Origin of the sequence: Bacillus sp. 522_BSPC, assembly GCF_001076885.1 — a bacterium.
In the GTDB taxonomy this organism is placed as follows: domain Bacteria; phylum Bacillota; class Bacilli; order Bacillales; family Cytobacillaceae; genus Niallia; species Niallia hominis.
The window spans coordinates 1-15,153 of the sequence record NZ_JVDT01000065.1 but is presented as its reverse complement, the minus strand read 5'-3'; the positions used below and the strand labels follow the sequence as shown (position 1 = coordinate 15,153).

15 protein-coding genes and 1 pseudogene are annotated in these 15,153 nt (G+C 36.1%); 12 read left to right on the top strand and 4 right to left on the bottom strand.

The window, feature by feature from the left end; genetic code table 11:
* Positions 1–211 precede the first annotated feature (211 nt).
* Positions 212–403, bottom strand: a complete 192-nt coding sequence (locus tag ADJ83_RS04825) for a hypothetical protein (protein ID WP_031538935.1) — start codon at positions 401–403, stop codon at positions 212–214.
* A 244-nt stretch (positions 404–647) separates the two neighbouring features.
* Here ADJ83_RS04825 and ADJ83_RS26655 point away from each other — a divergent pair, with 244 nt between their 5' ends.
* The 7 genes from ADJ83_RS26655 (at position 648) to ADJ83_RS04790 (ending at position 7,463) form a co-directional block, all read left to right on the top strand.
* Entirely contained in the window at positions 648–1,811 is a 1,164-nt protein-coding gene (locus ADJ83_RS26655) for a GNAT family N-acetyltransferase (RefSeq protein ID WP_065429053.1), read from the top strand.
* A gap of 235 nt (positions 1,812–2,046) precedes the next feature.
* The gene (locus ADJ83_RS04815) at positions 2,047–3,234 is read left to right on the top strand and encodes a PLP-dependent aminotransferase family protein (RefSeq protein ID WP_031538933.1); all 1,188 of its coding nucleotides are present in this window, start codon (positions 2,047–2,049) and stop codon (positions 3,232–3,234) included.
* Between the two features lie 149 nt (positions 3,235–3,383).
* Positions 3,384–3,917 carry an NADPH-dependent FMN reductase gene (locus tag ADJ83_RS04810; protein ID WP_031538932.1) on the top strand — a complete coding sequence of 178 codons (534 nt, stop codon included), beginning with the start codon at positions 3,384–3,386 and terminating at the stop codon, positions 3,915–3,917.
* 147 nt (positions 3,918–4,064) lie between these two features.
* On the top strand, positions 4,065–4,661 hold the full coding sequence (locus tag ADJ83_RS04805) for a nitroreductase family protein (protein WP_031538931.1): 597 nt from the start codon (positions 4,065–4,067) through the stop codon (positions 4,659–4,661).
* A 133-nt stretch (positions 4,662–4,794) separates the two neighbouring features.
* Entirely contained in the window at positions 4,795–5,511 is a 717-nt protein-coding gene (locus ADJ83_RS04800) for a DsbA family oxidoreductase (RefSeq protein WP_031538930.1), read from the top strand.
* 291 nt (positions 5,512–5,802) lie between these two features.
* On the top strand, positions 5,803–6,516 hold the full coding sequence (locus ADJ83_RS04795) for a GntR family transcriptional regulator (protein WP_031538929.1): 714 nt from the start codon (positions 5,803–5,805) through the stop codon (positions 6,514–6,516).
* Between the two features lie 176 nt (positions 6,517–6,692).
* Positions 6,693–7,463, top strand: coding sequence for a MerR family transcriptional regulator (locus ADJ83_RS04790; RefSeq protein ID WP_031538927.1), 771 nt, complete (start codon positions 6,693–6,695; stop codon positions 7,461–7,463).
* A gap of 59 nt (positions 7,464–7,522) precedes the next feature.
* On the opposite strand, the gene ADJ83_RS04785 is transcribed toward ADJ83_RS04790, so the two are convergent.
* On the bottom strand, positions 7,523–9,010 hold the full coding sequence (locus ADJ83_RS04785) for an MFS transporter (protein ID WP_048717116.1): 1,488 nt from the start codon (positions 9,008–9,010) through the stop codon (positions 7,523–7,525).
* Positions 9,011–9,133: 123 nt separating this feature from the next.
* On the opposite strand from ADJ83_RS04785, the gene ADJ83_RS04780 reads away from it, so the two are divergent.
* Positions 9,134–9,559, top strand: coding sequence for a MarR family winged helix-turn-helix transcriptional regulator (locus ADJ83_RS04780; RefSeq protein ID WP_031538925.1), 426 nt, complete (start codon positions 9,134–9,136; stop codon positions 9,557–9,559).
* A 189-nt stretch (positions 9,560–9,748) separates the two neighbouring features.
* Here the strand turns inward: ADJ83_RS04780 and ADJ83_RS04775 are convergent, their stop codons facing one another.
* Positions 9,749–10,396, bottom strand: a complete 648-nt coding sequence (locus tag ADJ83_RS04775; protein WP_031538924.1) for a GntR family transcriptional regulator — start codon at positions 10,394–10,396, stop codon at positions 9,749–9,751.
* Between the two features lie 148 nt (positions 10,397–10,544).
* On the opposite strand from ADJ83_RS04775, the gene ADJ83_RS04770 reads away from it, so the two are divergent.
* The 4 genes and pseudogenes from ADJ83_RS04770 to ADJ83_RS26455 all read left to right on the top strand — a co-directional run bounded on the left by ADJ83_RS04770 (position 10,545) and on the right by ADJ83_RS26455 (position 13,956).
* Complete coding sequence (locus ADJ83_RS04770) at positions 10,545–10,871, top strand: metal-sensitive transcriptional regulator (protein WP_031538923.1); 327 nt, start codon at positions 10,545–10,547, stop codon at positions 10,869–10,871.
* A 13-nt stretch (positions 10,872–10,884) separates the two neighbouring features.
* Entirely contained in the window at positions 10,885–11,091 is a 207-nt protein-coding gene (gene copZ, locus ADJ83_RS04765) for a copper chaperone CopZ (RefSeq protein ID WP_031538922.1), read from the top strand.
* Positions 11,092–11,175: 84 nt separating this feature from the next.
* Positions 11,176–13,608 (top strand): annotated as a pseudogene (locus tag ADJ83_RS04760) (heavy metal translocating P-type ATPase).
* Between the two features lie 222 nt (positions 13,609–13,830).
* Positions 13,831–13,956, top strand: a complete 126-nt coding sequence (locus tag ADJ83_RS26455; protein WP_268817797.1) for a hypothetical protein — start codon at positions 13,831–13,833, stop codon at positions 13,954–13,956.
* A gap of 65 nt (positions 13,957–14,021) precedes the next feature.
* On the opposite strand, the gene ADJ83_RS04755 is transcribed toward ADJ83_RS26455, so the two are convergent.
* Positions 14,022–14,882, bottom strand: a complete 861-nt coding sequence (locus tag ADJ83_RS04755) for an aldo/keto reductase (protein ID WP_031538920.1) — start codon at positions 14,880–14,882, stop codon at positions 14,022–14,024.
* Positions 14,883–15,153 lie beyond the last annotated feature (271 nt).

The window sequence follows — 15,153 nt, the reverse complement described above, 5'->3', positions numbered from 1 at the left end:
TGCGGGGTCTCAGCCTTTCCTCTATTTCCCGCAGGAGTCGAGTGCCTTCAGCTCAATCCCCTTCGTTTTTAAACTTTTTTCCCAACTGCTAAACACGAATTTTCATGTGTATTAACCATATGAAAGTTTGTCTATATTATTAGCTGAAATGCTTATGTCCCAGCCTCGATTTGTATAACGGGTAATAATGAAAAAAGGGTCCGACAAAGGGCTAGCGAATATTTTTCCACTTTAGAGAACCGGATCCATTATGAGGGTGGGTATAAGGGAAGTCTTTATTAAGTTTCTCATTTAACTCTGCTATGGATAAATGCTCCAACATTTCAGAGGATAAGCCGCTATTACAAACAATCTTTTGAATGAGAATATTTTTAATGGATTTCGTTTTATCGTAATAAACCATTGTAATTCCCCCTAATTTAATCTATTTCATTTTTCGAAGATATCAAAGAAGTATTGATAATGTCATTATAACTTAACAAGTTGACTATTCCAAGTGGTTAAGGTGGATTTATTTCATAGTTAATGATTATGTTTTGATTTGTTCCATAATTGCTTATTGTGGCAAAATGCCCAATTCGTTATAATGGGCAAAAGGATAAGTGACTGAAGATTAAGATTTATTTATTTATAAAAGGGGTGGGGGCATGTGTAAGTACGAACTCATATTATTTGATTTAGATGGAACAATTTCAGATCCTAAAGAAGGAATCACGAAATCTGTTCAATATGCATTGCAAAAGCTTGGGAAAGAAGAACCTGATTTAGATAAATTAGAAAGGTTTATTGGTCCGCCACTACAAGAATCTTTTCCAAAATACTATGGTTACAACGAGGAAATAACGAATCAGGCCATAGCACTATATAGAAAGCGATTTTCGCAAAGCGGAATGTTTGAAAATGAATTATATCCAAGTATATCGATGTTACTCGACTTATTACAAAAAGAAGGTTGCATTTTAATTGTTGCCACTTCCAAACCAACTATTTTTGCGGAGACGATTTTGAAATATTTTCAAATCGAGCAATATTTTACGCAAATCATTGGCAGTAATCTCGATGGGACTAGAACTTCAAAAACAGAAATTATTCAATACATAGTAGATTTATATCCGTCTTATCAGCTGAGTGACTTTGTGATGATAGGGGATAGGGAGCATGATATCATTGGAGCAAAAAATGTAGGTATTGATTCGATAGGAGTTACATATGGCTATGGCTCATATGAAGAGCTACACAAGGCAAATGCAACCTATATTGTGGAGAGTATCGATCAATTAACTGATATTTTAATAGGGAGAAAGAATGAGAGAAAACAGCAAATTAATCTTGTGACAGAGGATGAGGCTCCTCTTGTCCATAGGCTAATGCTAGAGGCGTTTGAAGATTATCGATATATGGAGGTGCCCTCAAGTGCACTGAATGAACCAATAGACAAATTAATAGATGCACTCAAAAATGGAACAGAGCAAGCAATTCTTTATCGATTAAATGCTATCCCTCTTGGTTCCTCCCGTTTACAGCTAAAAGAAGATTCTCTTTATTTTTCGAGACTTTCCGTTACTCCTTCAGCAAGAGGGAAAGGGATTGCGCAAGAAATGTTAGCATGGATGGAAGAATATGCATTATTAAACGGAAAGCAGAAAATGGTGTGTAAAGTTAGAGCAAATGTACGAAAGAATATAAGTTTATACGAAAAATTGGGATTTATCATAACAAAAGAAGAAGAGGCAAACAATCCAAATGGAAAACTAGTTAAAACAGTTAATATGGAAAAGCAGATAAAAAGGAAAACTCCATCTACCATTTAAATCGGTTGAATAGTAAAGTCCTCTCTTTGGTGAGAGAAAGTCTTTTCTATTATGTACTAAAATCGCCCAATTTAAGTTGCCTCCGTCTCTATGATTATGGTATAAACCAAACGAATATCCATCCAAATAAATAATAACTATATATGCAAGTGTTATATGATAATCTATAATGAATATACTGAAAATTCCGTACCTAATAGGTAGAAGGGGAAAGACATAAGGAGGAAAAAGCGTAATGAATTACAAATTTGCCAATCGAATAGAACGAGTAAAACCATCAGCTATCAGAGAACTACTAAAATTGGGGGCGGATCCTTCTATTATTTCATTTGGAGGTGGATATCCAGATCCAGAGATTTTTCCAATTGAAAAATTAAGAAAAGTATACGATCAGGTACTACTAGAAGAGGGGAAATTGGCGCTGCAATATACAGGAACAGAAGGATTAATGGCATTAAGGGAAAAGCTTGTGAACCGAGTGAAGAAAATTGGCATAAGCTGTGATGTTGATAATCTTTTTATTATTCAGGGCGGACAGCAAGGATTAGATCTTGCAGCCAAGGCTTTTATTGATTATGGAGATATTATTATAACGGAGAATCCAACTTTTTTAGGTGCGCTTGCTGCATTTAATCCATATGAACCAGAATACATAGGTGTATCAATGGATGAAAATGGTATGAGAATGGACGAACTTGAGGCTGTATTACAAAAGCATCCTAATGCGAAGCTTATCTATACGGTTCCTGAATTTCAGAATCCTACAGGAGTGACGATGAGCTTAGAGAGAAGAAAGGCTTTAGTAGACTTAGCAAATAAATATAATGTCGTCATTGTAGAAGATAGTCCGTATCGTGAAATACGATACGAAGGAGAAGATATGCCATCTATTAAAAGTTTTGACACAGAGGGAAGAGTTATTCATATTGGAAGCTTTTCGAAAATTCTTAGTCCAGGATTACGTCTTGGCTGGTTAATTGCAGATCGTGCATTAGCTGAGAAACTAAGCTTATTAAAGATGGCTTCCGATACGCAAAATTCTACTTTAAATATGTATGCAGTGAATCGATTTATGGATATGTATGATTTGGATGAGCATATCGCACATATCAAAGAAACGTATAAACATAAGAAAGAATTGATGTTTCAAACGCTACAGGAAGCTTTTCCGAAAAGTGTTACCTATACATATCCGCAAGGCGGTTTGTTTACATGGCTCACTTTTCCACAACATATTGATACAAAAATTCTTATGCAGGAACGTAGTTTGCCAATCGCAAAAGTAGCTTACGTGCCAGGTGAAAGCTTTTTCCCTAACATGCAAGAAAAAAACCATTGCCGAATTAATTATTCGTATATGTCAGAAGAGAATATCATTAAAGGCATTACAAGTTTAGGGGAAATAGTGAAGGAAATGTGTTAGGAAGCAACTATTTAAATAACGAAAAACGTAAGTTAGTTACTTTTGATAACTTTTTAATGATAAGTAAGTCATATTATTTGCAATTAAATAATCTCAGTATTAGGATAAAAAAGTAATACAAATTTTCAAAAAATACGGAGGTTAAAAGGATGAAAATTGGAATTATCTTAGGTAGTACACGTCAAGGAAGAGTGAGTCCACAAGTTGGAGCATGGGTGAAAGAAATTGCTGACAAGCGTGGAGATGCTGAATACGAAATCGTTGATATTGCAGATTTTAATTTACCATTTTTAGGTTCAGCAGAAGGCCAAGAAAATGTTGCAGCTTGGAATGAAAAGTTAGCTAGCCTTGATGGCTTCGTATTTGTTGCTGCAGAATATAATCACAGTATAACTGGTGCTTTAAAAAATGCTTTAGATTCTGCAAGAGAAGCTTGGAACAATAAAGCAGCTGGAATTGTAAGCTATGGTTCAACAGGTGGAGCACGAGCAGCAGAGCATTTACGAGGAATTTTAGGCGAATTGCAAATTGCTGACGTTCGAGTTCATCCAACGCTTTCTTTATTTACTGATTTTGAAAACTTCACAACATTTAAACCATCTTCTCTTCATTTAGAGAACATGAATGCAATGCTTGATCAAGTAGTAGCTTGGAGCACAGCATTAAAAACAATTCGTGGATAATTTGTATACATAGAGTAGGGCTTTTGAAGCCTTACTCTTTTTTTCTTATAAGGGAAAATCCGGTCGAAGAATTTTAGAAAAAATATTTTAATAATAAGACAAATGGGTAATATAAATAAGAAAAAAATTTTCGACTGGAGGAGAAAAATGACTGCATTTTTAGAAGCAATAAAAAACCGTCGTTCTTATTATGGCATTAGTAAAGAACAAGTAGCATCTGATGAAAAAATCCAAGAAATTGTGAATGAAGCTGTGTTGCATACACCATCTTCTTTCAATTCCCAAAGTACAAGAGTAGTGGTTTTATTAAATGAACAACATGATAAACTTTGGGATCTCACTGCAAGGGAGTTACAAAAAATTGTTCCAGCGGAGAACTTTTCTTCCACAAAAGAAAAATTAAATTCCTTTAAAGCAGGATATGGAACGATTTTATTTTTTGAAGATCAAGAAGTAGTAGAAGGATTACAAAAGCAGTTTGCGTTATACGCAGAGAATTTTCCAGTTTGGGCAAACCAAACGAACGCCATGCATCAATTGGTCATTTGGACTGCTTTGGAAGAAGTAGGATATGGAGCTTCTTTGCAGCATTATAACCCACTTATTGATGAGACTGTACAAGCAGAATGGAAAATTCCTTCTACATGGAAGCTTGTTGCACAAATGCCATTTGGTAAACCAACAGCAGAACCAGGTGAAAAAGAATTTAAGCCTCTAGAGGATCGCGTAAAGCTTTTTAAATAAGGCTGTTTTAAGAGAAGCTCCTAGTATAGGAGTTTTTCTATTTGGCTTAAATGGACGCTGACGTAAGCAAAATCAAAGTAAAATCCCTGCTATTGTGTTAGGATGATAGCATCATTATAAAGAAGGTGGAAAAATGAAAATTGAAGTATGGTCAGACTTTGTTTGCCCTTTTTGCTATATTGGCAAACGTCGTTTAGAGATTGCGTTAGAGCAATTTCCTTTCAAAGACCAAGTTGAGGTTGAATTTAAGAGCTTTGAACTAGATCCGAATGCAGAAGTTTACTCTGGAAAAAGTATCCATGAGGCGCTTGCTGGTAAATATAGAATGAGTATCGAGGAAGCAAAGAATGCGAATGAAAATGTTGGCAATCAAGCTGAAAGCACAGGTTTAAGCTATGATTTTGATAACATGAAACCAACGAACACATTTGACGCCCATCGTTTAACAAAATATGCGAAAACGGTTGGAAAAGAAAAAGAGTTAACAGAGAAATTATTGCATGCTTACTTTACAGAAGGAAAACTAATAAGTGATCATCAGATATTAGTGGAAATTGGTAAATCAGTCGGCTTAGAAGAAGCAGAGCAACAAAAAGTATTAGCAGATGCCACTAGCTTTGCAAATGATGTCAGAATTGATGAAGCACTAGCTGGACAAATTGGTGTGACAGGTGTTCCATTCTTTGTCATCAATCAAAAATATTCAGTTTCTGGAGCCCAACCAACTGAAACTTTTAAGCGTGTCCTAGAACAAGTATGGCAGGAAGACCATCCAGCCCCTAAATTTCAAGATATTACCGGGGCAGGTGCTGTTTGTACAGACGAAGGATGCGAAGTTCCTAAGAAATAATGATAGAGTATTTAAGTGAATAAGGAAAAGAGATAGTCAAAACAATGGCTATCTCTTTTTCTTTTCAATCATTCGGAATGAAATTTAATTGGAAAGCGTTTTTAAAAAAGTATGCGCTTTAAAAAAAATGTACTATACTATAAATAGATATACCAAGCGTAAGTTTTTAAAGTATAGACTTTTAAGTTCAAATGCTTATAATTAAAATATCATTATCTATTCATTATAAGATTAAAAGATATTGCAAATAAAATATATAGAATTATTTTTTCTAATTAAGGTGGCTCGTTTATGAATAAGTATGAAGCGATAGCAATTGAAGTTAAACGTCGAATTAAAGAAAACTTTTATCCATTGGATCATCCTATACCTGATGAGATTACATTATCTAAAGAGTTTTCCTGCAGCAGAATGACAATGAAAAGGGCATTGGATAAACTTGTGATGGAAGGACTTCTTTATCGTAAAAGAGGACATGGTACCTTTATCGTTCAATCTGCTCTACATGCCAGCAGAGTAAATGTTTTGTCAAATGAAATCACTGGATTATCCAAGCTATTAGATGGAGAGAAAATAGCGAGTAAAATCATTACATTTGAAGTTCATTTTCCCTCAGAAGAGGTTGCGGCACATTTGGCAATTGATATAAAAACACCAGTGTATCATATCATTAGATTGAGATCAGTGAAAGACGAACCATATGTCTTAGAAATTACTTATATGCCAACAACCATTATATCAGGTTTAAATGACGAGGTTTTATATGGATCCATTTATGAGCATATTACGAAAACATTAGGATTAACGATTGCTGGATCGCATCGGAAAATTAGAGCATGTAAATCCACAGAGCTAGATCATGAACACCTTGCATGTGAATTAGATGACCCTATCCTTGAAGTAGAACATGTTGGCTATTTAAATAATGGCATTCCATTTGAATATTCATTTTCCCGTCACCGCTATGATAAATTTGAGGTAACAACCGTAAATTTAAAACGTTAGGTGAAAGGATTTCTATTCAAAGAAATGAAAAATAGAGCAGCTATCAGGAAGGTGAAGTTCTTTCGATAGCTGCTTTTTTCTTAGTGTAGATTATTGAAAATTAAAAAATATAAAGGAAAACTATTTACATTTACGTTGCGTCAACGTTTACGATGAAAGAGTCAGGAGGGGAACAGATGGAATACACCGTACATGCATTAGGTAAGTTAGCAGGAGTAAGTACAAGAACATTGCGATATTATGATGAAATAGGCATTCTCAAGCCGGCGAGAATCAATTCATCAGGATATCGTATCTATGGACAAAATGAGGTAGATAAATTACAGCAAATTCTGTTTTACCGTGAGCTAGATGTTCCATTAGAGACTATAAAGAATATGATGGCTTCTCCTACTTTTGATGTCAAACAAGCATTAAAGGAACATCACGAAAAACTCCTGGCTAAAAAAGAACAGCTACATCTGTTAATTGCAAATGTAGAAAAAACGATGGAAACAATAGAAGGGAGTGGGACGATGTCTAATCAAGAAAAATTTGTGGGCTTTAAAAAGAAAATGATAGAAGATAACGAGGCGAAGTATGGCAAAGAAATAAGAGAAAAGTATGGGGAAGAGATGATAGACCAATCTAATGCTAAATTAATGAATATGTCAGAAAATGATTATCGAAGCATGGTTGAAGTGGAGAAGACATTATTTTCTACCTTACAAGAAGCCTTAAAAGAAGGCAATCCTGCTGGAGAGGCTGGGCAAAAAACAGCAGGGTTGCACAAGCAATGGCTTTCCTTCACATGGCCAGAATACACGAAGGAGGCACATGCGGGACTTGCAGAAATGTATGTTGCTGATGAAAGATTTACCTCCTATTATGACAAAGTGCAAGTAGGAGCTACAGCTTTTTTGCGGGATGCTATTTTGATTTATACCGGGATGGCTTCTAAAAGTTAACTAAAGAAAAAACTCCTTGATTGTCTTCCATCAAGGAGTTTTTATAAGTAATCACTAAATCAAGAAGCATTTCTAACTTTTTTTGCCACTACTTTACGAGAAGTCATATATCTCCATCCTGTAAGAAGCAAACCAACAAAACAAAGACTGCTTGAAACAAGAAATACGACATGCATCCCACTAAGAAAAATATCAGGTCTCCCAGGGATAAGGGCAGTTACTCGGTAGCCTGCTTTCATGCTCATAACAGAGAATAATATGCTTGTTGCAACAGAAATTCCGACGACCATTCCTAAATTACGAACAAGTGAATTAATGCTACCTGCGATTCCTAGCTGTTTCCGCTCTACTGTCGACATAATTAGTGAATTATTAGGAGACTGGAAAAGACCAGTGCTGGCGCCAAGCATAATAATCCATAGTGCAAGACTTGTGAGCGTACTTCCTTCATGAAGGAAAGTTAAACCGATTTGGGCAACAATCATTACTAAAAGTCCTGCAAAGGTAATAGCCTGACCACTTATTCTATCGGATAATGCACCACTTAAAGGCGCGACAATTGCCATGGTAATTGGAAAGAGCATAAGGATATAACCTGAATGCAATGCTGACATTCCAAGAATATCCTGTGTGTAAAAAGGAGACAGGATATTAAAACAAAAATTTGCGATAAAGACAATAAATGCACAAAAGATGCTGATAGAAAAAAGTGGATTCTTAAAGATAGAAAGCTCTAGCATTGGGCTTTCTTTTCGATATTCTACGATGATAAAACTGATAAATGTAAGGATTCCTATAATAATGGAAGTAATGATATACCAGTTTGAATAGCCATATTGTTGCCCAAGTAATAAGCCACCGATAGAAAGAATAATGGCAAAGCTAAATAATAAGCTTCCTGCTACATCTATCTTTGTCTTTGTTATGGTGACATCCTTAGGCAATATCTTCCACGCTAAAGCAATGGCAATAAAACCGATTGGGATGTTTATCCAAAAGATATATTCCCAGCCTAAGCTTGAAATAATGATCCCACCTAAGCTTGGTCCTGTAATACTTCCTAAAGAGACAAACGTTCCAATTAAACCTAATGCTTTTCCTCTCTCTTTTACAGGAAAAATTTCCGTTACAATACCTTGGCTATTTGCCATTGTCATTGCTGCGCCAAATGCTTGGATAATCCGTGAAATGACTAATAAGGATAGAGAAGTACTTAATCCACAAAGGAATGAACCAATGATAAATAGTATCGAGCCCCACTTAAAGACGTTAATTTTTCCAAACATATCCCCTAATTTTCCAAAGAAAAGGATAACGGTACAGATTGTGAGTAAATAACTAATAACAATCCATTGAGAACTGGCGAATGCTAGACCTAGCTGTTTAGAAATTGTCGGTAGTGCAATATTAACAATACTCGCATCAAGGGTTGCCATAAATGTGAATATATTTAAAACAGTAAAAATGAGCCAGCGACGTTGATGAACTTCTTGGTTGACTTCTTTTACGGAAGGTTGCAAATAATCACCTCGTTTATTTAGTTGCATATGTAACTATTATTGCTTCATTTTAAAATAATTTAGTTGCGCGCGCAACTAAAATTTTGTATGCTACAATCAGTAAAATTAGTCTTCACTTTCTTATATGAAACTATCCGAGGGGGATAAAATATGAATGAAATGCCAATAGGAAGGATTGTTTCGATGATCCATAGGCAGAATCAGAAATTTCTTTCGAGGGAATTGAAGCCATTTGAGTTAGGAAATGGTGGGCAACACGCCTTTTTAAAAATGATTATTGCCAAGCCGGGGATTAACCAAGATGAACTTTCCTCTCAATTAAAGTTTGATAAAGCAACAACCGCTAGAGCAATCAAGCATCTTGAAAACGTCGGGTATGTTGATAGACAAACAGATAACAAAGATCGGCGTTCAAATAATTTATATCCAACAATTAAAGCACGAACTATTTTTCCACAGATACAAGAAGTGTTAGAACGGCTAAATGAAGAAATTACTAGCAATTTGACTGCTGAAGAAGAACGTCAATTGCTTCAATTATTGAAAAAGATTTATCCCACTCTTAAACTTCAGTAAGAATCAACTTTAGGTTTGGGAGAATGGAAAGAAGATAGACGTCCGTGAAGGTTCGATTGGTTCAACTAACCATCAGTGAAGGATAAAGGAAAACCCCACTAATGGTTAGTTCATTTTATTCTGCATTATGAGCGGTGGAATATCCAATATCCCCACCAATTATGAAAAAAAATGAAAGATAAATAGCAACTATTTTTCAGTTAAATATTCAGCCAGGCTTAGCCAATTATTTTCAATCAATGCTGGGAGCTGCTCCTTGCTATCATTTGATATACAGGAAATAATTTCTTGATGCTGTTTAATTGATTTTTTCCCATCGAAAGTATTGAACTTTTGTAATTCAAGTCGACGAATTTTTGGAAGAAGGCGATCTAAAGCTAGCATTATTTCGGGATTATGTGATGCCTCAATAATTACTGCATGGAATTGATCATCCATTTGGATTGCTCTATACTTATCTTCCACTTTTAAAGCTTCAGCAAATTCATTATTTATTGCTGTCATTTGGTCGGCATGTGTAAGAGTTAAAGTGGTGAGAGCTAATCTAGCAGCCAATCCATGGAGCGAGGCTACAACGGTAAAGGCGTGCATCGCTTGTTCTACTTCAACTAGGCTTACAACTGTTTCGGAACCTGGAGAAGTTACAATTAATCCTTCATCCTCCAATTTTTTGAGAGCTTCTCGTACTGGGGTTCTGCTAACACCAAATTGTTCAGCCAATGCTTTATCGTTAATTCTCTCACCAGGCTTTAGTTCAAGATGGATAATTGCTGATCTTAATCGGTCGTATACTTGTGCTCTTAATGATTGACGTGGAATTTGCGTAATGTTTTTCATAGCAATAATATATCATATTTCGGTTATATTAGTGGAAAAGAGTAGGTTCATAAAATCATTCACAAAATCGTCAAATCTATTTAGTTTACTTTTATACCATACGGGGGTATAATATAAATATGCGATATATCGTTAAGGGGGATTTTTATTGGACAATAATGAGCATGAATTAGAAAGTTGCCATCTTACGAGTGACAGAAGAAGTCATCATTCAGATAAAGTAAAACAGAATTTAGTGACCAGATTAAATCGTATTGAAGGTCAAATTAGAGGGATAAAAGGTCTAATAGAAAAAGATACGTATTGTGACGATGTTATTACGCAAATTTCTGCAACGCAATCTGCTTTAAATAGTGTTGCAAAGATTTTATTAGAAGGCCACTTGAAAAACTGTGTCGTAGAGCGTATTCAAGAAGGAGACATGGAAGTAGTTGACGAGGTTTTAACAACCATTCAAAAATTAATGAAAAAATAAGGAGTGTTTTCAGATGGAAAATGTAACGTTAAAAGTGGAAGGAATGTCTTGTAATCATTGTGTAAAAGCGGTAGAAGGAAGTGTAGGAGAACTTGCAGGCGTTTCAGCTGTTAAAGTTAATCTTAAAGAAGGATTAGTTGATGTAGCATTTAATGCTAATGAAGTTGCTCTTGAAACAATTAAAGAAGCAATTGACGAGCAAGGCTATGATGTAAAGTAATGCAATTTAAAAAATGTGCGATCGTCTGCACATTTTTATTTTCAATCAAATATACCCTATATAGGTATAAGGAGTTTTTGCGATATGGCTGAACAAAGTGTAGTGAAAAGTAAAGGTAAAATAAATGAACAGACATTTGAGATTACGGGAATGACCTGTGCCGCTTGTGCAAATCGTATTGAAAAAGGTCTTAACAAAATGCAAGGTGTTGAACAAGCTACAGTCAATTTGGCGCTTGAAAAGGCAACGGTTACGTATAGAGAAGAGGAACTATCAACAAATGAAATTAAAGAAAAAGTAGAAGGATTGGGCTATGGAATAATAACTGAAAAACTGGAACTAGATATTTCAGGAATGACTTGTGCTGCCTGTGCAACAAGAATTGAAAAAGGCTTAAATAAGATGGCTGGTGTTAACACTTCAACCGTGAATCTGGCATTGGAGAATGCAACAATTGAGTACAATCCGGCAAGTATTGCAGCAGATGAGATAATTGGAAAAATTAATAAGCTTGGCTATGGAGCAACAAAAAAGGAATCAAAGCAAGCGACCATAAATAAAAAGGAAGCAGAATACCAAAGACAAAAACGGAAATTTCTTTTTTCGATCGTTTTATCACTTCCTTTATTATGGACAATGGTTGGTCACTTTACCTTTACTTCCTTTCTCTACGTACCAGATATATTAATGAATCCTTGGGTACAAATGGCGCTGGCAACTCCAATTCAATTTTTTGTAGGAAAACAGTTTTATATAGGAGCATATAAAGCATTAAAAAATAAGAGCGCTAATATGGATGTCCTTGTTGCATTAGGAACCTCAGCTGCTTATTTTTATAGTGTCTATCTATCTTTTGAGACATTAGGGCATTTCGGTCATCCTGTTGGATTATATTTCGAAACAAGTGCCATTCTAATTACTTTAATTATTCTGGGCAAATTATTTGAAACGAAGGCAAAGGGAAGATCTTCCGAAGCGATAAAAAAACTGATGGGGCTTCAGGCAAAGACTGCTGTCGTCATTCGAGATGGGGAGCAAACGGAAATTCCTCTTGAGGAAGTTTTAGCAGGGGATATACTTCTTGTAAAACCGGGAGAAAAAATTCCCGTTGATGGCGAAATTATTGAAGGACAGTCAGCAATTGATGAATCTATGCTTACAGGTGAAAGTATTCCAGTTGATAAACAAGGGGGAGACACCGTAATTGGTGCTACCATTAATAAAAATGGATTCTTAAAAATGAAAGCGACAAAGGTTGGGAAAGAGACAGCCCTTGCGCAAATTATTAAAGTAGTGGAAGAAGCCCAAGGATCAAAGGCACCAATTCAACGATTAGCAGATTATATTTCAGGCATTTTTGTTCCTATTGTAGTGACGCTTGCAATTGTAACATTCCTTTTCTGGTATTTCATTATTACACCTGGAGATTTTGCAGAAAGTCTAGAGAAGTTAATCGCCGTACTGGTTATTGCATGTCCATGTGCACTTGGGCTAGCTACTCCGACTTCTATTATGGCCGGATCAGGTAGAGCAGCCGAATATGGGATATTATTTAAAGGTGGAGAACATCTTGAAATGACGCATAAAATTGACACCATTTTATTAGACAAAACGGGAACAGTCACAAATGGAAAACCTGTATTAACGGATGTCATAACAGATTGGGAGGAAGAAACGTTACTTTCCCTAGTTGGAGCAGCAGAAAGCAAATCAGAGCATCCGCTTGCTGAGGCGATTGTCAAAGGCATAACAGATAGGGGGATTGTCCTTCAGGATACAGCCTAATTTGAAGCAGTTCCAGGCTATGGAATTCGTGCACATGTTGATGGAAATGAAATATTAGTCGGAACACGGCGTTTAATGGATCGATATCGCATCAATGTCGGGAAAATTCTACCTAAAATGAAGGAGCTCGAATCCCAAGGGAAAACAGCAATGCTTATAAGCATTAATGGTAAATATGCAGGGCTTCTTGCAGTCGCAGATACGATTAAAGACACGTCAAAGGCGGCAATTAAGCGATTGAAACAGATGAACTTGGATGTCGTTATGATCACTGGGGACAATCAGCAAACAGCAGAAGCGATAGGGAGACAAGCAGGCATTGACCATATCATTGCAGAGGTATTACCAGATGGAAAGGCTGACGCTGTTAAAAAGCTGCAGCAGAAAGGGAAAAAAGTGGCCATGGTGGGGGATGGCATAAATGATGCTCCAGCCTTAGCCTTAGCAGATATAGGCATGGCTATTGGAACAGGAACAGATATTGCAATGGAGGCAGCCGATATTACGCTTATTCGTGGGGATCTACAAGCAATTGCCGACAGTATTTTAATAAGCAGAAAGACGATTGCCAACATTAAGCAAAATTTATTCTGGGCATTCGGTTATAATACACTTGGTATACCGATTGCAGCAATTGGTTTACTAGCACCTTGGCTAGCTGGTGCAGCGATGGCATTTAGCTCTGTATCTGTCGTATTAAATGCGCTTCGTTTACAGCGATTGAAGCTTTAAATGCTGGTTAGTTAGACTCACATCTCCCGTAAATGAGGAATCGAGGGACATAGCTCGGAAATCATTGTTTTGTAGATGTGCGAATACATCATTTGAAGGATAAAGCTTTGCCTTTTTAAAGGTTCACTTTATGAAAAGATTTTCGGTTGGGTTCATAATCTTTGCAACTTTATCTCATACTAGAATTGTACGTCGATAACTACTAGCAGGAGGTAACGAATAATGGCGAAACAGAAAAAATCAGAAGTAAATAACCAATGGGCAACGGCAAATACAGAAGTTACAAGCAAAAAACAGAATAAGACAGCTACAGATAATCAATGGGCTTCTACTAATAAGAAGCAGTAAATTTTAGAATAAAAAGGCATACCAATATAGATGAATTGGTATGCCTTTTTGAGTTGATTATTAAATTATTTTGCAGCTTCCTGCATTGCTTTAAAACGTTCGATATCATCAGGATTTCCGAAGCTTCGTTGGTTTGTATCTAAGGAAGCAATTGTTTTTATATCGTCTGCATCAAGTGTAAAGTCGAATAAATCAGCGTTTTCCATAATACGATGCTCATGTACGGATTTAGGAATAATAATGGTATCTCGTTCTAAATGCCAGCGTAAAATAATTTGTGCAACTGTTTTATTATGCTTTTTGGCAATGGCCACTAAAGCTGGCAAATCGAATAATCCATTTTTTCCTTGACCGAGGGGAGCCCATGCTTCATGTGCGATATTATGCTGTGCCATATAATTTCGTAATTCAACCTGTTGGAAAAGGGGATGTGTTTCTACTTGGTTTAACATTGGCGTTATTCTTGCTGTTTCGGCTAATTTCTCAAAATGATGAATTTGGAAATTACACACGCCGATAGCACGGACTAATCCTTCTTCATAAAGATCCTCTAATGCTCTCCATGTTTCTTCAAAGCCAGGCGCTGCCCAATGAATAAGATAAAGATCTAAATAATCAAGCTGTAATTTTTTTAAGGATTCGTGAAAAGCTTTTTTTGTTTCTTCATAACCGAAGTCGGTTACCCAAACCTTTGTTGTAATAAATAATTCCTCACGAGGCACACCAGCGAATTTAATAGCATTGCCTACAAATTCTTCATTTTCATACCTTGTAGCTGTATCAATGGACTGATATCCATTTTTTATTGCAGAAAGGACACTTTGCTCACATTCTGTTGGATCGTTGACTAAAAAAACACCAAAGCCCAAATAAGGTATTTCTACTCCATTACTTAGTTTTTTTGTCGAATTAATTGTTAACTCCATTATTTCACCCCGTTAGAATAGATTTTTTCTATCCTAAGCGTATCGGTTTCTGGTTGATTTTTCAAATAATTGAGATGGGTTGGGGGAGTGAGGTTTAGAATAGGAGAGTTGCAAGTAAGAGGATGGGAATTGCAAGTAAGAGGGTGGGAATTGCAAGTAAGAGGGTGGAAGTTGCAAGAAGGAGTGTGGAAGTCGCAAGTAAGATGGTGAAAGTCGCAAGTAAGATGGTGAAAGTCGCAAGTAAGAGTATGAAAGTTGCAAGTAAAAGTCG